Source organism: Streptomyces sp. NPDC111628 (assembly GCF_055635195.1).
The window spans coordinates 432,884-449,902 of the sequence record NZ_JBVKBZ010000007.1 but is presented as its reverse complement, the minus strand read 5'-3'; the positions used below and the strand labels follow the sequence as shown (position 1 = coordinate 449,902).

The following is a 17,019-nucleotide window of genomic DNA, read 5'->3' as shown; positions in this document are numbered from 1 at the left end:
ACGGCAGTGCCCGGCCGTGCCCGTCGGGGGTGGAGCGGGACGCGGTCAGGGACGGCCGGCGACGGACTGCCGCAGCGCGCGCTCGGTCTCGATCCGGTCCTTGGCGCGGCGGCGGTCCTCCAGGACGGAGTTCCAGGCGTTGCGCCGGGCGGTGCGCTGGCCGCCGCTCATCAGCAGCGACTCGACGGCCCGCAGGGCGGTGGTGAACGACGGGATGGCGGTGGCGCGGACGGCGGTGGGGCGAACGGGCGCGGCCTGCATCGTGGAGGTCCCCCCTCGGTACGGCTCCGGGTACGGAGACGGGTGTACGTGATGGTGTACGTGCTGTGATTCCAGGGTCACTGATTGGTGTTACCAGGGCGTGACCCGCCGGTCAAACGCACATGAAGCCGAGTCGCCGGGTCCCGGAACGGGCTCGCGGCCCCGACCGGTGCCCTCATCAGCGAGGACGGTCGGGGCCGCGGAGTATCGGCCATTACTGGCCAGTAGTGACTTGTGCGGGAATTCACACGGTGGCGGACCGGCGCTGCTCCATGGCCATTCCGTAGAGCCGTCCGGCCCGGTAGGACGAGCGGACCAGCGGGCCCGACATCACACCGGAGAAGCCGATCTGCTCGGCCTCCTCCTTCAGCTCCACGAACTCCTGCGGCTTGACCCAGCGCTCCACGGGGTGGTGGCGCACGGACGGACGCAGGTACTGCGTGATGGTGATCAGCTCGCAGCCGGCCTCGTGCAGCTGCTTCAGCGCCTCGCTGATCTCCTCACGGGTCTCGCCCATGCCGAGAATCAGGTTCGACTTGGTGATCAGGCCGAAGTCGCGGGCGTCCGTGATGACCTTCAGGGACCGCTCGTAGCGGAAGCCCGGGCGGATGCGCTTGAAGATCCGCGGGACGGTCTCGACGTTGTGCGCGAAGACCTCGGGGCGGGACTCGAAGACCTCCCGGAGCAGCTCCGGAACGGCGTTGAAGTCGGGGGCCAGCAGCTCGACCTTGGTGCGGCCGGCCTCGCGGCCGGCGGTCTGCTGGTGGATCTGGCGCACCGTCTCGGCGTACAGCCACGCGCCGCCGTCGGGGAGGTCGTCGCGGGCGACGCCGGTGATGGTGGCGTAGTTCAGGTCCATGGTGACCACGGACTCGCCGACGCGGCGCGGCTCGTCGCGGTCGAGCGCCTCGGGCTTGCCGGTGTCGATCTGGCAGAAGTCGCAGCGCCGGGTGCACTGGTCGCCGCCGATGAGGAAGGTCGCCTCGCGGTCCTCCCAGCACTCGTAGATGTTGGGACAGCCGGCTTCCTGGCAGACCGTGTGCAGGCCCTCGCCCTTCACGAGGTTCTGCATCTTGGTGTACTCGGGGCCCATTTTCGCCCGCGTCTTGATCCACTCGGGCTTGCGCTCGATGGGGGTCTGGCTGTTGCGGACCTCCAGGCGCAGCATCTTGCGTCCGTCGGGTGCGACTGCGGACACGACCGGCTCCCTAGCGTTTGATTCTTCGGCGCCTTTAAGCGTACGCCCGTTGATTTGAATGCCCGGCGAGGGTGCTGGCCTCTGGGGGCTGCCGCCCCCAGGCCCCCGCTTCGGCCCTGAACGGGCCTCGTCCTCAAACGCCGGACGGGCTGGTTTTATGCCGCCGGGGCCTTCTCGATCACCCGCGGCTTCAGGTCCGCGTTCTCCAGGACGTCGCGCAGGTGGCGCTCCGCCACCGGGAGGACCTCCTCGATGGTCACGTCGCGGCCGAGTTCGTTCGCCAGGGAGGCGACGCCCGCGTCGCGGATGCCGCAGGGGATGATCTTGTCGAACCACTTGTTGTCGGGGTTCACGTTCAGCGCGAAGCCGTGCATCGTGACGCCCTTGGCGACCCGGATGCCGATCGCGGCGATCTTGCGGTCCTCGCGGCGCTGGCCCGCGTTGGACGGGGCGTAGTCGGGGCCGTTGAGGCGGGGGTCGAACTCGTCGTCCGTCAGGCGCGGGTCGAAGTCCAGGGAGAGTCCGCCGAGCGCGGGACGCCGCTCGACCGGGTCGCCGAGGATCCAGACCCCGCTGCGGCCCTCCACCCGGGAGGTCTCCAGGCCGAACTCCGCGCAGGTGCGGATCAGGGCCTCCTCCAGGCGGCGGACGTGGGCCACCACGTCGACCGGGCGCGGGAGCTTCTGGATGGGGTAGCCCACCAGCTGGCCCGGGCCGTGCCAGGTGATCTTGCCGCCGCGGTCCACGTCGATCACCGGGGTGCCGTCCAGTGGACGCTCGCTGTCCTCGGTGCGCCGGCCGGCGGTGTAGACCGGCGGGTGTTCGAGGAGCAGCACGGTGTCGGGGACCTCGTCGACGAACCGCGCGGTGTGCACCCGGCGCTGTTCGTCCCACGCCTCCTGGTACTCGACGCGATCGGCACCGAACCCCATCCGGACGAAGCGCAGCTCACTCACGGCACGTGCCTCCCTGCAAGGTCGTAAGGCACGAAGCGTGCCCACGCCACTGTACGACCGCCCGCGCGCCGTCAGCCGGGCGGGCGATTCTCACACGATCGGATGAATGCCGGGCGAATTGTGCGATCGGGTGCTTACTCTCCGCTACATTCACGCCGTTCACGAGGCCATAAGGGCTGCTCACAGGCGCTCCGGGCAATCGAACGCCCGGAAGGCAGGAGACCGCACCGCACCATGACGGAACGACCCGCGCAGCGCACCCCCAACCGCCAGCTCGCCGCGCTCATCGCCGAAGCGGGGTTCTCGAACGCGGGTCTCGCGCGTCGCGTCGACCAGCTCGGACTCGAACACGGCCTGGACCTCAGATATGACAAGACGTCCGTCACCCGGTGGCTGCGCGGCCAGCAGCCCCGCGGCACCACCCCGGCCCTGATCGCCGAGGTCTTCACCCGGCGCCTGGGTCGCCGCCTGACCGCCCAGGACCTCGGCCTGGACGCCTGCGCGCCCGTCTACGCGGGCCTGGAGTTCGCCGGCAGCCCGGAGGAGGCGGTCGACATCGTCGGCGGTCTGTGGCGCAAGGACTCCGGCAGCCACGCCGAGCTGCGGAAGATCGCCTTCACCCCGGCCGGACTCGTCGTGCCCAGCCGCGACTGGCTGATCGGCCGGCCCGACGAGAAGGTGGCCCGCGTCGAGGTGCCCGTCCGGATTCCCGCGCAGGGCCGCCCGGCGACCCCGCGGCTCGCCGTCCCGCTCGACCCGTCCAGGCGCCGGGCCCCGGCCGACCGCGGCCCCGGCCAGAAGGTCAGCGGGGGCGACCTCGCCGCGCTGCGCTCCGTCGGCGAGCTGTTCCGCAGCCTCGACGACCGGTACGGCGGCGGACACGCCCGCCAGGCCCTCGTGCGCTATCTGGAGCACGAGCTGGAGCCGATGCTGCGCGGCACCTACGGCGAGCAGACCGGCCGCCGCCTCTTCGCCGCCGCCGCCGACCTGACCCGGCTCGCCGGCTGGACCTCGTACGACATCGCCGCGCACGGCCTCGCCCAGCGCTACTTCGTGCAGGCGCTGCGGCTGTCGCAGGCGGCCGGGGACCGGGCGTACGGCTCGTACGTGCTGGTCACCATGAGCCGGCAGGCCGTCTACCTGGGCCACGGGCGCGAGGCCGTGCAGCTCGCGCGGGTGGCGCAGCAGGGCGTGGGGACCTCCGCGCCGCCGGTCGTGCAGACCCTGCTGCACGCCGCCGAGGCGCGGGCGCACGGCCTGCTCGGCGAGGTGCGGGCCTGCACCGCCGCCCTCGTCCGGGCCGAGCGGGCGCTGGAGGCCGCCCGGCCCGGCGACGAGGTGCCGCACTGGGCGCGCTTCTTCGACGAGGCGCAGCTCGCCGACGAGTTCGGGCACTGCCACCGCGACCTCCAGCAGTTCCGCGCCGCCGCCCAGCACGCGGAACGCTCGCTGCAACTGCGCGCCCCCGTCTACGCCCGCAGCCGGCTGTTCTGCCGGGTCGTCCTCGCCACCGCCCGGCTCGGCCTCGGCGAGCTCGACCAGGCCTGCCAGCTGGCCGCCGAGGCGGCGGGGCAGGCCGCCGAGATGCGCTCGGTACGCGCCGCGGAGTACGTCCGCGACTTCGAGCGCCGCCTGGAGCCCTACCGGGACGCCGCCCCGGTACGGGGGTACCGCGACAAGGTGGCCGCCCTGGGGTAGCGCCGGTCCGGGCGGGACACCCTCTAGGCCGCGTGGGCCGTCGCCGTCGGCTCCGCCGAGTGCATCGGACGGCCCGCGCCGAGGTCCCTCAGGATCGCCGCCGAGGCCCGGTGGCCCGAGTGCAGGGCGCCCTGGGCGGTGCTGGTGTCGCGGTGGTCGCCGCACACGTACAGCCCGGCCAGCAGCCGTACCGGCCTGCGTGGATCGTGCGGCGGGCGCATCGCGGGCACCGCCTCGGGCGTGTGGTGCACGGCGAGGGTCTCCCAGCGGGCGGTCGGGGTGCCGTAGAGGCGGGACAGGTGGATGCGTACGGCGGTGTCCAGGTCGGGCGGGGGAGGGCCGAGGACCGTCGAGGAGACCAGGGTGCGGCCGGCGGGCGCGCGGGACGGGTCCACCTGGCTGACCTGTGCCGTGTGGGCCACCGGGCCGCCCCGGTCGGCGTCGAGCAGCAGGGCCGCGCCGGTGGTCGTCGGCTCGTCGGTCGTGTGGTGGACCACCGTCACCGGGTGGAAGTCCGGCACCCTCAGCCCCGGCAGCAGTCCGGCCGCGGCGCGGGCGTCGGTCGCCACGAGCACCGCCCGGCAGCGGACGACGCCGTGCTCCGCGGTGGTCACCGCGTTGGTCGCGACCGAGGTGACGCGGACTCCGGTGTGCACGGTGCCCGGCGGCAGGGACCGCGCCATGTGCTCCGGCAGGGCCTCGGCGCCGCCCTCGGGGAGCGCGAGCCGTCCGCCGGCGAAGGCGCGCAGCGCGAGGTCCGCGCACCGGCTGGACGTCGTGAGGTCCGGGTCGTACAGCAGGGCGGCGAGCAGGGGGCGCAGGAAGCCGTCGATCGTGCGGGCCGGCAGCCCGCGGGCCGCCAGCGCCCGGGCGGCGGGTAGCTCCGGCCGGGCCAGCAGCCGTTCGGCCGGCGTGTGCGCGAGCCGGGCCAGCGCGGCACCGAGCCGGGCCTGGTCCACGGCGGTGCCGAGCGGCGCGCCGGCGCGGGTGCGGGGCGCGGCGGCGGGCCTGCCGGACGTGCCGGGCGCGTTCACCGTGCGCCGGGGCGCGGGCATTGAGCGGGGGGCGCTCGCGAGGGCGCGCACCGCATGGAGTGCGCCCCGTGCGCTCCGTACGCCCGACGGGGCGCCCGCGTGATGGTGGCGGCCCTCGCTGTGCAGCAGGACCCCGGGGGCGAAGGGCAGCAGCGCGAGGCCGTCGAGCCCGGGGGTGCGGCGCAGTTCGGGATACGCCGTGGACAGCAACTGTCCGATTCTGTCGAGCCGGAAACCGTCGACCTTCTCGGTGGCCATCCGGCCGCCCACCGCATGGGCGGCCTCCAGGACCGTGGTCGTCACTCCTGCGCTGGTCAGCCGTTGCGCCGCGGCGAGTCCGGCGATCCCGGCCCCCACGACGACGACGTCCGCCTGGTACGCGGGCTCAAGCACGTGCCCCTCCTCGAGGTTGCGCGGCCGCTGGAGACGTCATGCCCCCAACCGGCTTGAGGAATACTCGAGTTCGAGACGAGGTTAGGGCGCGAAACGGTCAACGGGAATCGCCCGGGGGCAGCACACGGTCGCACAGCGGTCGCATGTGGGTGCGATATGGCTATCGAGCGGTCGGCGTGCGTCGGCGCGTGGATCACAGCGCCGCGCGGATCGCGCCGTCGATCTCCGGGAACGCGAAGCGGAAGCCCGACTCCACGAGGCGGGCCGGGAGGACCCGGGCGCTGCCGAGGACGTCGCCCGCCATCTCGCCGAGCGCGGCGCGCAGGACCGGCGCGGGCACCGCGAACGGCGCCGGGCGGTGCAGCACCCGGCCCATGGCCACCGTCACCTCACGGTTCGTCACCGGCTGAGGGGCGGTCAGGTTGAAGGGGCCGGAGAGGTCGTCCCGGTCCAGGAGATGCCGGATCGCCGCCACCTCGTCGTGCAGCGCGACGAAGGACCAGTACTGCGACCCGTCGCCCATCCGCCCGCCGAGCCCCGCCCGGAAGAGCGGGAAGAGCCGTCCCCAGGCGCCTCCCCGGCGCGCGACGACCAGACCCGTGCGCGTGAACACCGTCCGCACGCCCGCCTCCTGCGCGGGGGCCGCCGCGGCCTCCCACTCCACGCACAGGCCCGGCAGGAATCCCTCGCCCGGCGGCGCGCTCTCGTCCACGGGGCGGTCGCCGGTCTCCCCGTAGTAGCCCATCGCGCTGCCGTTCACGAAGACCCGCGGCGGCCGCTCCAGCGCGGCGACGGCCTCCGCGAGCGCCGTCGTGCCGTGCACCCGGCTGCTCCGGATGACGGTCTTGTACGCGTCGGTCCAGCGGCGGTCGCCCACCCCGGCCCCGGCCAGATTGACCACCGCGTCGCAGCCCTCCAGCGCGGCGGCGTCCACCCGCCCGTTCTCGGGGTCCCAGCGGACCTCGTCCGGGCCCTCGGGTGCGCGCCGCACCAGGCGCACCACCCGGTGCCCGTCCGCGGTCAGGGACCGCGCCAGGGCGCCGCCGATCAGACCGGACGCTCCGGCCACCGCGATGCGGGAACGGTCCCTGGCTGGGCGTCCGTTGTTCATGTGCCCACCGTTCTTGTGCTCGCCGTTCATGTGCTCACCGTTCATGTGGCCGCTGCCGGTGTGTCCGTCGTCCGTGTGCCCGTCGTCCATGTGCCTGCCATCCGTGTGTCCGTTGCCCATGTGTCCGTCGGCTATGTGTGCGCCGCCCACGTGTCTGTCCGCCGTGGGCCCATCCTGCCGGGTGGCCCCGGAAAATCCCCGGACCGGGCCCCGGCACCGCGTCGTACAGTGATCGCCATGCCAGCCCCGCACATACGCCGCGCCAGGTCCGAGGACGAGCACCCGCTGCGCCGGATCGACCTCGAGACCTGGTCCTACCTGCACGCCGTCTCGCCCCCGCCGGGACCGGACGACCCCTTCTTCCGTGACACCTGCGGGCCCGACGCCCACCTGGTCGCCGAACTCGACGGCGCCGTCGTCGGCTACGTCCGCCTCGGATTTCCGACCCCGCTGGCCTCCAACACCCACGTCCGCCAGATCCGCGGTCTCGCCGTCGCCGGCGCGGCCCGCGGCCACGGCGTGGGGCGGGCACTGGTCCGGGCCGCCGTCGAGGAGGCCCGGCACGAGGGCTTCCGCCGCATCACCCTGCGGGTCCTCGGCCACAACACGGCCGCCCGGGGCCTCTACGAGTCGGAGGGCTTCGTCGTGGAGGGCGTACAGCCCGAGGAGTTCCACCTCGACGGCCGGTACGTCGACGACGTGCTGATGGGACAGATGCTGACCGCGCTCACTTCGTGACCGCGCTCACGACGTGACCGGCTCGCCCGTGTCCACCGCCCGGGTGGCGTCCGCCGCGTCGCGTGCCTCGGGGGCCACCTCGGCCGCCGTCAGCGCGTAGCCGGTCTCCGCGTCGGAGGTGGAACGGGCGAACACCACCCCGTACACCCGGCCGTCGGTGGTCAGCAGCGGTCCGCCCGAGTTGCCGGGGCGGACCGTGGAACGGATCGAGTAGATCTCCCGGGTCACGTTCTCGTCGTTGTAGATGTTCTGGCCGGTGGCGCGGATCCGGTTGGCCACCGTCGCCGCCCGCAGATCCAGGTCGCCGTTCTGCGGATAGCCCGCCACCACCGCGGCGTCGCCCCGCGCGGCGTCCTGGTCGAACCGCAGCACCGGCGCGCTCAGGTCCGGGACGTACAGCACCGCCACGTCCTTGTCCGGGTCGAACAGCACCACCCGCGCCTCGTGCGCCGGGCCCACGCCGCCCACCCGCACACTCGGGTCGTCGATGCCCGCCACCACGTGGGCGTTGGTCATCACGTGCTCCGGCGCGTACACGAAGCCGCTGCCCTCCCGGCCCTGGGTGCCGGTCACGCCCTCCACCTTCACCGTGCTGAGCTTGGCCGCGCGGGTGGCCGCCGCCGTCACGCTGTCGCCGGAGGGTTCGGCGACCTCGGCGGCCGACTCGTTCTCGAACGGGTTGAAGACCTGCGGGAACCCGGCGTCGGCCAGCGCGGACGTCGCCCGGGCGAACCACGCCGGGGTGGTGTCCGGCATCACCCGCTGCACCGCCCCCAACAGCGTCGAGTCCCGGATCGCCGACGTGAGCAGCGAGGACGAGGAGGCCGCGAGCACGCTCGCCGCCACCCACGCCACGATCAGCGCCGCCGCCGAGTTCGCGACCGCGCCGCCGACCCCGTCGGCCACCCGGAGCGGGCCCGCGGCTATTTCTCCGCGCAGTCGCAGCGCGAGCCGCCCCGCCAGTTCGTGGCCCGCCATCGCAGGCAGCAGCACCGTGACCACCGCGACCACCGTCGCCGCCGTCGAGCCCCGCTCCACCAGGTCCATCACCCACGGCAGGACCCACACGCCGAGCGCCGCACCACCCACGAAGCCCGCCAGCGACACACAGCCGGCCACCAGGCCGCGCCGGTAGCCGGAGACCGCGTAGGCCAGCACCACCAGCGCCAGCACGATGTCGAGCAGGTCCACGCGAACCGCCTTTCTGCCGCCCCGGGACCCTCAGTACGTGCCGTACCGGGCCGATGATCAGCCTGATGCGCACGACTGTCCGGAAAGCGGCCACCTGTGCGAGCGAGTGTGTGCGGGCCGGTCAAGGGTGAAACGCCGTGCACCGGGACGATGGTTCCACCGGGTGGCACAGCACACATCGCGGACAGAGCGGATCCGCCGGACAGTAGGACCATGCGAGTCTTCCGAGGACCGCGCCGGGCCCGGGAGCGACGGGCCGCCCGCATACCTGGCGCCGTGCGTCTGCCGGCCGCCGTGCGGGCGCTGCTCGGCGCCCTGCCCGGGCTGGCCGCCGTCGCCGCGCTCTTCCTGTGCGCGAACGGTGTGGAACGGGCGGCGGACGCCGATGCCGAGGCCGTTCCGGCCGCCGCCACCGACCGGTACGCCGCGCCCCGGCCCGACATCGTGCCCCGGTCGGTCTGGCTGGGCGACGCCGCCCGCGCCCAGCCCGCCCCGCGCTACGACGACAAGGTGATCGCCGTCTTCGTCCACCACACGGACACGCCCAACGGCTACGACTGCGCCGACGTGCCGGCCATCCTCCGCGGGGTGTACCAGGGCCAGACCGGTGCCCGGGACTGGGACGACATCGGCTACAACTTCGTCGTCGACCGCTGCGGCACCGTCTACGAGGGCCGCGCCGGCGGCATCGACCGGCCCGTCACCGGCGCCCACACCCAGGGCTTCAACCACCGCACCACCGGGATCGCCGCCCTCGGCACCTACACCGCCGGGGTGCCCGTGCCCGACGAGCTGACCGACGCGATCGCCGCGGTGGCCGCCTGGAAGCTCGGCGAGACCGGCACCGACCCGCGCGCGAAGGTCGCCCTGGTCTCCAGCAACGGCCTCAGCCGCTACGCCGCGGGCGCCACCGCCACGCTGCCCGCCGTCGCGGGGCACGACGACGGCTACCAGACCAGCTGTCCGGGCGCGGCGCTCACCGCCCGCCTCGCGGACATCCGGGACACGGCGGCCCGCCTCCAGGGCCGGGCCTGACCGCCCGGTCGGGCGGTGCGCCCCGGTCCCCGCGTCACTCCGGTCCGAACCTCGCCCACACGCGGGGCAGGCGCTCGGCGAGGGCGCGGTCGTTCTCCAGGTCGATCGGTGCGCCCAGCGGTTCGGCGGGCGCGGGCGCGATGCCCAGGTCCGGGGCGACGGTGCCGGTGAGCTGCTCGTAGGCCTCGTCGGCCGCGTAGCCCAGCTCCTCGCCGTCGCCGTCCAGCTCCTCGTCGAAGTCGTCCAGCAGCTCGGCGAGCGAGTCGGGCTCGTGCACCGCGCCCTCGTACACCTCGCGGCCCTGGCCGATCAGCCAGCACCGGAAGAAGTCGAAGGCGTCGTCGCTCGCCCCGCCGAGCAGCACCCACGCGGCACCCCACAGGTCCCAGGTGCAGGCGCGGTTGTAGCGGGCCTCGAAGTGGCGGGCGAAGTCGAGCACCAGGTCCGGGTCCATGCCGAGCAGCCGCTCCACGAGCAGGTCGGCCTGGTCCTCGGGATCGCCGTCGGCGCGCTGCCGGGCGGCGTCGATCAGCTCCCAGAACTCCGTCTCGTCCATCACGGGTCCAGCATCGGCCCTGGGCGGGGGCGGCGCACGCGGAGTGCGGCGGATCGTTATGTGCCGGTCGTCACCGGCCGCTCGTCAGGTGCCCGCGGGGGACCCGCCCGCGTACAACCCCGCCAGCCGCCGCGCATCCCGCGCGAACCGCTCCCGCAGCCCCGCCGGCGCCAGCACCTCCACCTCCGGCCCCAACCCCCTGAGCTGCGCATGCGCGACCTCCTCCGACTCCACCGGAAGCGCCACCGTCACCCAGCCGTCCGCGTCCGGCGCGCCCGCCGCCTCCAGCGCCTCCCGGGCCGACAGCGCGTCGACCGCGTACGGCAGCCCGCGCACCCCCCGCTCCGACAGTCGCACCACGACCTCGGCCCGCAGGATCGACCGCGCGAACTGCTCGGCCCGCTCGGTCCAGAACGCGGGCAGGTCGAAGCCGTCGTCCCGGACGAAACGTTCCTCGGCCGCCTCCACCGCGGTGAACCGGTCGATGCGGTACACGCGGAAGGGTCCCTCGCCCGCCGATCCCGCGACCCGCGCGCACAGGTACCAGACCCCGGCCTTCAGCACGAGCCCGTACGGCTCCAGCTCCCGGACGACCTCGTCCGCCCCGCGCCGGTAGCGCGCGGCGACGCGCCGGTCGTCCCAGACCGCGTCCGCCACCGCGGGCAGCAGCTCGGGCGTCTCCGGCTCGCGGAACCAGTTCGGTGCGTCCAGGTGGAACCGCTGGGCCGCCGTACGGGAGGCGTCCCGCAGGGAGGGGAGCAGGGCCGCCGACACCTTCAGGCGGGCCGCCGAGGCCGCGTCCTCCAGGCCCATCTCGCGCAGCGCCCCGGGAACCCCGGACAGGAACAGTGCCTCCGCCTCGCCCCGGGCCAGCCCGGTCAGCCGGGTGCGGTAGCCGCCGACCAGACGGTAGCCGCCGGCCCGCCCCCGCTCCGCGTACACCGGCACGCCCGCCTCCGACAGCGCCTGCGCGTCCCGTGTCACGGTCCGCTCCGACACCTCCAGCTCCCGGGCCAGCTCGGCGGCGGTCATGGTCGGGCGGGACTGGAGGAGCAGCACCATCTTGATGAGGCGGGCAGCGCGCATTCCCACATGATGCAGGAGGCGCGGAAGGCCCCCGCCGGGGGCGGGGGCCTTCCGTTCGTCGTGACTCGCCGCTACAGGCCGTAGCGCTCGCGCGCCTCCTTCACGGCCGTCGCCTTCACCTCGCCCCGCCGGGCGAGCTGGGCCAGGGCCGCGACCACGATGGACTCGGCGTCCACGCCGAAGTGGCGACGGGCGGCGTCACGGGTGTCCGAGAGGCCGAAGCCGTCGGCACCGAGCGACGAGTAGTCCTGCTCGACCCACTGCGCGATCTGGTCCGGGACCTGGCGCATGTAGTCGGAGACCGCGAGCACCGGACTCTCGGCGCCCTGGAGCGCCCGGCGGACGTACGGCACCCGGTCCTCGCCGCGCAGCAGCGCCGCGTCGGCGTCCATGGCGTCCCGGCGCAGCTCCGTCCAGGAGGTCGCGGACCACACGTCGGCGGCCACGCCCCACTCCTCGGCGAGCAGCCGCTGCGCCTTGAGCGTCCAGTGGATCGCCGTGCCGGAGCCGAGGAGCTGGATGCGCGGGGCGTTCGCGGCCGGGGTCAGGCCCGCCGTCTCCGCGGTGTTGAAGCGGTACAGGCCCTTGACGATGCCCTCGTCCACACCGGACGGCTTGGCCGGCTGCGGCATCGGCTCGTTGTAGACCGTCAGGTAGTAGAAGACGTTCGGGTCCTCGCCCGGGGCCGCCTCGCCGTACATGCGGCGCAGACCGTCCTTGACGATCGCCGCGATCTCGTACGCGAACGCCGGGTCGTAGGAGAGGGCGGCGGGGTTGGTCGCCGCGATGGCGGGGGAGTGGCCGTCCGCGTGCTGGAGGCCCTCACCGGTGAGGGTGGTGCGGCCCGCGGTGGCGCCCACCAGGAAGCCGCGGCCGAGCTGGTCGCCGAGCTGCCACATCTGGTCGGCCGTGCGCTGCCAGCCGAACATCGAGTAGAAGATGTAGAACGGGATCATCGCCTCGCCGTGCGTCGCGTACGCGGTGGACGCGGCGATGAAGTCGGCCATCGAGCCGGCCTCGGTGATGCCCTCGTTGAGGATCTGGCCGTTCTTGGCTTCCTTGTAGTACATCAGCTGGTCGCGGTCGACCGGCTCGTACGTCTGGCCCTTGGGCGAGTAGATGCCCAGGGACGGGAAGAGGCTCTCCATGCCGAAGGTACGGGCCTCGTCCGGGACGATCGGCACCCAGCGCTTGCCGGTCTCCTTGTCGCGGACCAGGTCCTTGACCAGGCGGACGAAGGCCATGGTCGTCGCGACGTTCTGCGAGCCGGAGCCCTTGTCGAAGGACGCGAACGCCTTGTCGGCCGGGGCGGGCAGCGGTGCGAGGGGGTGCACGCGGCGGGCCGGGGCGGGACCGCCGAGGGCGGCGCGGCGCTCCTGGAGGTAGCGGACCTCGGGGGAGTCGGCGCCCGGGTGGCCGTAGGGGACCACGCCGTCGACGAAGGCGCTGTCCGCGATCGGCAGGCCGAGCAGGTCGCGCATGTCCTTGAACTCGTCCACCGAGAGCTTCTTCATCTGGTGGTTGGCGTTCTTGGACGCGAAGCCGCGGCCGAGGGTGTGGCCCTTGACCGTCTGGGCCAGGATCACGGTCGGCGCGCCCTTGTGGGCGAGCGCGGCGCGGTAGGCGGCGTACACCTTGCGGGACTCGTGACCGCCGCGGGAGAAGTGGAAGCAGTCGAGGATCTTGTCGTCGGACAGGAGCTTCGCCATCTCGGCGAGCTGCGGGTCCTTGTTGAAGAAGTCCTCGCGGATGTAGGCGGCGTCGCGGGTCTGGTACGTCTGGACCTGTGCGTCCGGTACCTCGCGCAGGCGGCGTACGAGGGCGCCGGTGGTGTCGAGCTGGAACAGCTCGTCCCAGGCCGTGCCCCACAGCGACTTGATCACGTTCCAGCCGGCGCCGCGGAACTGGGCCTCCAGCTCCTGCACGATCTTGAAGTTGGCGCGGACCGGACCGTCGAGGCGCTGCAGGTTGCAGTTGATGACGAAGGTCAGGTTGTCCAGGCCCTCGCGGGAGGCGAGGGTGAGCGCGGTGGTGGACTCCGGCTCGTCCATCTCGCCGTCGCCGAGGAACGCCCACACGTGGGAGTTCGACAGGTCCTTGATGCCGCGGCTGGTCAGGTAGCGGTTGAACCGCGCCTGGTAGATCGCGGAGATCGGGCCGAGACCCATGGAGACGGTGGGGAACTCCCACAGCCAGGGCAGCCGGCGCGGGTGCGGGTAGGACGGCAGGCCGTTGCCGCCGGCCTCGCGGCGGAAGTTGTCCAGCTGCTCCTCGGACAGGCGCCCGTCGAGGAAGGCACGGGCGTAGATGCCGGGGGAGGCGTGGCCCTGGACGTAGAGCTGGTCGCCGGAGCCGTCACCCTCCTTGCCCTTGAAGAAGTGGTTGAAGCCCGTCTCGTAGAGCCAGGCCGCGGAGGCGAAGGTGGCGATGTGGCCGCCGACGCCGTACTTGCTGCCGCGGGTCACCATCGCCGCCGCGTTCCAGCGGTTCCAGGCGGTGATCCGCTGCTCCATCGCCTCGTCGCCGTCCACGGTGGGCTCGTCGGCGGTCGGGATGGAGTTGACGTAGTCGGTCTCCAGCAGCTTCGGCAGCGCCAGGCCCGCGCCCTCGGCGCGCTCCAGCGTGCGGCGCATCAGGTACGCGGCACGGTGCGGCCCGGCCGCCTGGGTGACGGCGTCCAGGGAGGCCTGCCACTCGGCGGTCTCCTCGGGGTCGCGGTCCGGGAGCTGGTCGAGCTCGCTCGGCTGGATGGCTTTGGGGTCGGTCGTCATGTCGCCGCCTTCCTCAGTCGAAGGGGGTTCCCTCATCGGCAAGGGTTCGGGGGTGCCCTAGGTCTTTGGCAGGACAGGGCTGTGGGCTTGGGTGGAAGCCCGTCTGTGACTGTAACTCGCTGATCGATGATCGATCAAAGGGTTGAGGGGCAAAACCTCTTGATCACGAGAAAGTCGGCACGGGGTGCCTCCGGCGGTGGCACGGGGTGACCTTGAAGTCGGGGGTTTGTGCAGGTGAGCGCGGTGCAGCTCGGGTGGTTCGGCTGTGTGGCGGCTGCGCCCCTGGGAACGGCTGCGCCGTTCTCCAGGAGCGCGGGGAACTGCGCAAACCGGGGGTCTGGGGGCGGAGCCCCCAGGGACGGGACGGGAAGGGGCGGCGGGGGCGAAGAAGAACTAGGGGCGCGGCGCGCAGCCCAGGACGTGGGACTTGACGATCTCCGGGATCCGGGGGTCCCGGCGGCGAAACGCAGCCACCAGCTCCTCGTGCTCCTCCGCGTACGACTGCTGCACCGTCCCCAGCCACCGTATCGACAGCGCCGTGAACACCTCGATCCCCAGCCCCTCCCACGTGTGCAGCAGCACCGAGTTGCCCGCCGCCCGCACCAGCTCCCGGTGGAAGCCCACCGTGTGCCGCACCTGACCGGTGCCGTCGGAGACCCGGTCGGCCTCGTACAGCGCGGCGACGTGCGGCTCCAGGGCCGAGCAGTCCAGGGCGAGCCGGTCCGCCGCCAGCTCGGCCGCGATGGCCTCCAGGCCGGCCCGGACGGGGTAACTCTCCTCCAGGTCGGCGGCGGTCAGGTTCCGCACCCGCACGCCCTTGTTCGGCGCCGACTCGATCAGCCGCAGCGACTCCAGCTCCCGCAGCGCCTCCCGCACCGGCGTCTGGCTGACCTCCAGCTCGGTCGCGATCCGCCGCTCCACGATCCGCTCGCCCGGCTGCCAGCGCCCGCTGATGATCCCTTCCAGGATGTGCTCGCGGATCTGTTCGCGCAGCGAGTGGACGACGGGCGCGGTCATGAGAGCTCCTTCGGGAGAGGGCCCCTTCGGCCCCCTGGGGGACTGACGTTTAGACAATACGGTCGTCACGGGGGGCGGGAAGGGCGCACGGGGGCGCTTTGACGCAGGTGAGACGAGACTTACACAGCGTGCCCCGGTCGAAACACGGCGGTGCCCCCGCCCGGAAAGCTCCGGGCGGGGGCACCGTACAGGCCCACTGGCGAGGGTGACTACAGGCCGAGCTCGACCTCGAACTCGCCCGCCTCCAGGATCGCCTTGACCGCCGTCAGGTAGCGGGCGGCGTCGGCGCCGTCCACCAGACGGTGGTCGTAGGACAGGGTCAGGTACGTCATGTCGCGGACGCCGATGACCGGGCCGTCCTCCGTCTCGATGACCGCCGGACGCTTGACCGTGGCACCGATGCCGAGGATGGCGACCTGGCCCGGCGGCACGATGATCGTGTCGAACAGCGCGCCGCGCGAACCGGTGTTGCTGATGGTGAAGGTCGCACCGGCCAGCTCGTCCGGGCTGATCCTGCTGGCCCGCACCTTGCCCGCCAGTTCGGCGGTCGCCTTGGCGATGCCGGCCAGGTTCAGGTCACCGGCGTGCTTGATGACCGGGGTCATCAGGCCCTTCTCGGAGTCCACCGCGATACCGATGTTCTCGGTGTCGAAGTAGGTGATGGTCCCCTCGGCCTCGTTGATCTTGGCGTTGACCGGGGCGTGGGCCTTGAGGGCCTGCGCCGCCGCCTTGACGAAGAACGGCATCGGCGAGAGCTTGACGCCCTCGCGCGCCGCGAACGCGTCCTTGGCACGGGCGCGCAGCTTCATCAGACGCGTGACGTCGACCTCGACGACCGACGACAGCTGGGCCTGCTCGTGCAGCGCCTTGACCATGTTGTCGCCGATGACCTTGCGGATGCGTGGCATCTTGACGGTCTGGCCACGCAGCGGGGAGGCCTCCAGGACGGGAGCCTTCTTCGCCGCGGGCGCGGCCGGGGCGGCGGCCGGAGCCGGGGCGGCCTTCGCGGCCTCGGCGGCCGCGACGACGTCCTGCTTGCGGATACGGCCACCGACGCCGGTGCCCTTGACGGTGGACAGGTCGACGCCGTTCTCGGCGGCGAGCTTGCGCACCAGCGGGGTGACGTAGGCGCCGTCGTCCACCGGCTGGGCGGCGGCCGGGGCAGCCGGAGCGGCGGCCGGGGCCGGCGCGGGCGCCGGGGCGGCGGGCTGCGGAGCCGAAGCCGGCGGCGCCTGCGGGGCAGGGGCGGCCGGAGCCGGAGCGGCCTGCGCGGGAGCCGGGGCCGCCGGAGCCGGGGTGGGCTCGGGCTGGGCCGGGGCCGCGGGGGCTGCCGGGGCAGCCGCCGGAGCGGCACCCGCGGCACCGATGACGGCGAGCTTGGCGCCGACCTCGGCCGTCTCGTCCTCGCCGACCACGATCTCCAGCAGGGTGCCGGAGGCGGGGGCCGGGATCTCGGTGTCGACCTTGTCGGTCGAGACCTCGAGCAGCGGCTCGTCCTCCTCGACGCTGTCACCGACCGACTTCAGCCAGCGGGTGACGGTGCCCTCGGTGACGGACTCGCCGAGCGCGGGCAGGACCACGTCCGTGCCCTCGGCGGAGCCGCCGGCCGCGGCGTCGGCGGTGGGAGCGGGCGCCGGGGCGGCCTGCTCGGTGGAGGGCGCGGCCGCGGCGGGCTCGGGGGCCGGCTCGGCCGCCTCAGCCACAGGCCGGGTGGCGTCAGCCGCACCGGAGCCGTCGTCGATCAGCGCCAGCTCGGCGCCGACCTCGACGGTCTCGTCCTCGGCGACCTTGATGGAGGACAGCACGCCGGAGGCAGGGGCCGGGATCTCGGTGTCGACCTTGTCGGTCGAGACCTCGAGCAACGGCTCGTCGGCCTCGACGCGCTCACCCTCGGCCTTCAGCCAGCGGGTGACGGTGCCCTCGGTGACGCTCTCGCCGAGCGCCGGAAGGGTTACGGAAACCGCCATGGTTTCG

Annotated in this window: 14 protein-coding genes; 3 read left to right on the top strand and 11 right to left on the bottom strand. The window is 73.4% G+C overall.

The genetic code is table 11. The annotated features are described in order from the left end of the window. Positions 1-45: 45 nt before the first annotated feature. From ACZ7MF_RS34625 to lipB, 3 genes are all read right to left on the bottom strand, one after another. Complete coding sequence (locus ACZ7MF_RS34625) at positions 46-261, bottom strand: SCO2195 family GlnR-regulated protein (RefSeq protein ID WP_398913917.1); 216 nt, start codon at positions 259-261, stop codon at positions 46-48. Between the two features lie 244 nt (positions 262-505). Then, the gene (lipA, locus tag ACZ7MF_RS34620) at positions 506-1,459 is read right to left on the bottom strand and encodes a lipoyl synthase (RefSeq protein WP_356865993.1); all 954 of its coding nucleotides are present in this window, start codon (positions 1,457-1,459) and stop codon (positions 506-508) included. A gap of 155 nt (positions 1,460-1,614) precedes the next feature. Next, the gene (gene lipB, locus ACZ7MF_RS34615) at positions 1,615-2,415 is read right to left on the bottom strand and encodes a lipoyl(octanoyl) transferase LipB (protein WP_471482157.1); all 801 of its coding nucleotides are present in this window, start codon (positions 2,413-2,415) and stop codon (positions 1,615-1,617) included. A gap of 234 nt (positions 2,416-2,649) precedes the next feature. Between lipB and ACZ7MF_RS34610 the strand changes: the two genes are divergently transcribed. Further along, the gene (locus tag ACZ7MF_RS34610; RefSeq protein ID WP_471482156.1) at positions 2,650-4,113 is read left to right on the top strand and encodes a regulator; all 1,464 of its coding nucleotides are present in this window, start codon (positions 2,650-2,652) and stop codon (positions 4,111-4,113) included. 23 nt (positions 4,114-4,136) lie between these two features. On the opposite strand, the gene ACZ7MF_RS34605 is transcribed toward ACZ7MF_RS34610, so the two are convergent. After that, on the bottom strand, positions 4,137-5,540 hold the full coding sequence (locus ACZ7MF_RS34605) for an NAD(P)/FAD-dependent oxidoreductase (protein WP_471482155.1): 1,404 nt from the start codon (positions 5,538-5,540) through the stop codon (positions 4,137-4,139). Positions 5,541-5,733: 193 nt separating this feature from the next. Beyond that, positions 5,734-6,651, bottom strand: a complete 918-nt coding sequence (locus tag ACZ7MF_RS34600; protein ID WP_471482342.1) for a TIGR01777 family oxidoreductase — start codon at positions 6,649-6,651, stop codon at positions 5,734-5,736. 237 nt (positions 6,652-6,888) lie between these two features. On the opposite strand from ACZ7MF_RS34600, the gene ACZ7MF_RS34595 reads away from it, so the two are divergent. After that, on the top strand, positions 6,889-7,389 hold the full coding sequence (locus ACZ7MF_RS34595; protein ID WP_037667418.1) for a GNAT family N-acetyltransferase: 501 nt from the start codon (positions 6,889-6,891) through the stop codon (positions 7,387-7,389). Between the two features lie 6 nt (positions 7,390-7,395). On the opposite strand, the gene ACZ7MF_RS34590 is transcribed toward ACZ7MF_RS34595, so the two are convergent. After that, positions 7,396-8,580, bottom strand: coding sequence for a MarP family serine protease (locus ACZ7MF_RS34590; RefSeq protein ID WP_471482154.1), 1,185 nt, complete (start codon positions 8,578-8,580; stop codon positions 7,396-7,398). A gap of 108 nt (positions 8,581-8,688) precedes the next feature. Here ACZ7MF_RS34590 and ACZ7MF_RS34585 point away from each other — a divergent pair, with 108 nt between their 5' ends. Continuing rightward, positions 8,689-9,615 carry a peptidoglycan recognition protein family protein gene (locus tag ACZ7MF_RS34585; RefSeq protein ID WP_471482341.1) on the top strand — a complete coding sequence of 309 codons (927 nt, stop codon included), beginning with the start codon at positions 8,689-8,691 and terminating at the stop codon, positions 9,613-9,615. 34 nt (positions 9,616-9,649) lie between these two features. On the opposite strand, the gene ACZ7MF_RS34580 is transcribed toward ACZ7MF_RS34585, so the two are convergent. The 5 genes from ACZ7MF_RS34580 to sucB all read right to left on the bottom strand — a co-directional run bounded on the left by ACZ7MF_RS34580 (position 9,650) and on the right by sucB (position 17,012). Further along, positions 9,650-10,171 carry a DUF4240 domain-containing protein gene (locus ACZ7MF_RS34580; protein WP_356866035.1) on the bottom strand — a complete coding sequence of 174 codons (522 nt, stop codon included), beginning with the start codon at positions 10,169-10,171 and terminating at the stop codon, positions 9,650-9,652. 84 nt (positions 10,172-10,255) lie between these two features. Then, entirely contained in the window at positions 10,256-11,257 is a 1,002-nt protein-coding gene (locus tag ACZ7MF_RS34575) for a helix-turn-helix transcriptional regulator (protein ID WP_471482153.1), read from the bottom strand. A gap of 71 nt (positions 11,258-11,328) precedes the next feature. After that, positions 11,329-14,028, bottom strand: a complete 2,700-nt coding sequence (gene aceE, locus ACZ7MF_RS34570; protein WP_471482152.1) for a pyruvate dehydrogenase (acetyl-transferring), homodimeric type — start codon at positions 14,026-14,028, stop codon at positions 11,329-11,331. A 393-nt stretch (positions 14,029-14,421) separates the two neighbouring features. Beyond that, positions 14,422-15,045: a GntR family transcriptional regulator gene (locus tag ACZ7MF_RS34565; protein WP_003976633.1), complete on the bottom strand. Its 624-nt coding sequence runs from the start codon at positions 15,043-15,045 to the stop codon at positions 14,422-14,424. Positions 15,046-15,254: 209 nt separating this feature from the next. Further along, positions 15,255-17,012: a 2-oxoglutarate dehydrogenase, E2 component, dihydrolipoamide succinyltransferase gene (gene sucB, locus ACZ7MF_RS34560; protein WP_471482151.1), complete on the bottom strand. Its 1,758-nt coding sequence runs from the start codon at positions 17,010-17,012 to the stop codon at positions 15,255-15,257. Positions 17,013-17,019 lie beyond the last annotated feature (7 nt).

Bases quoted from the DNA above. Each gene is read 5' to 3' on its own strand.
- ACZ7MF_RS34595 (WP_037667418.1), top strand. From the start codon at position 6,889: ATGCCAGCCCCGCACATACGCCGCGCCAGGTCCGAGGACGAGCACCCG.
- sucB (WP_471482151.1), bottom strand. From the start codon at position 17,012: ATGGCGGTTTCCGTAACCCTTCCGGCGCTCGGCGAGAGCGTCACCGAG.
- ACZ7MF_RS34580 (WP_356866035.1), bottom strand. From the start codon at position 10,171: ATGGACGAGACGGAGTTCTGGGAGCTGATCGACGCCGCCCGGCAGCGC.
- ACZ7MF_RS34575 (WP_471482153.1), bottom strand. From the start codon at position 11,257: ATGCGCGCTGCCCGCCTCATCAAGATGGTGCTGCTCCTCCAGTCCCGC.
- ACZ7MF_RS34625 (WP_398913917.1), bottom strand. From the start codon at position 261: ATGCAGGCCGCGCCCGTTCGCCCCACCGCCGTCCGCGCCACCGCCATC.
- ACZ7MF_RS34610 (WP_471482156.1), top strand. From the start codon at position 2,650: ATGACGGAACGACCCGCGCAGCGCACCCCCAACCGCCAGCTCGCCGCG.
- ACZ7MF_RS34565 (WP_003976633.1), bottom strand. From the start codon at position 15,045: ATGACCGCGCCCGTCGTCCACTCGCTGCGCGAACAGATCCGCGAGCAC.
- ACZ7MF_RS34600 (WP_471482342.1), bottom strand. From the start codon at position 6,651: ATGAACAACGGACGCCCAGCCAGGGACCGTTCCCGCATCGCGGTGGCC.
- aceE (WP_471482152.1), bottom strand. From the start codon at position 14,028: ATGACGACCGACCCCAAAGCCATCCAGCCGAGCGAGCTCGACCAGCTC.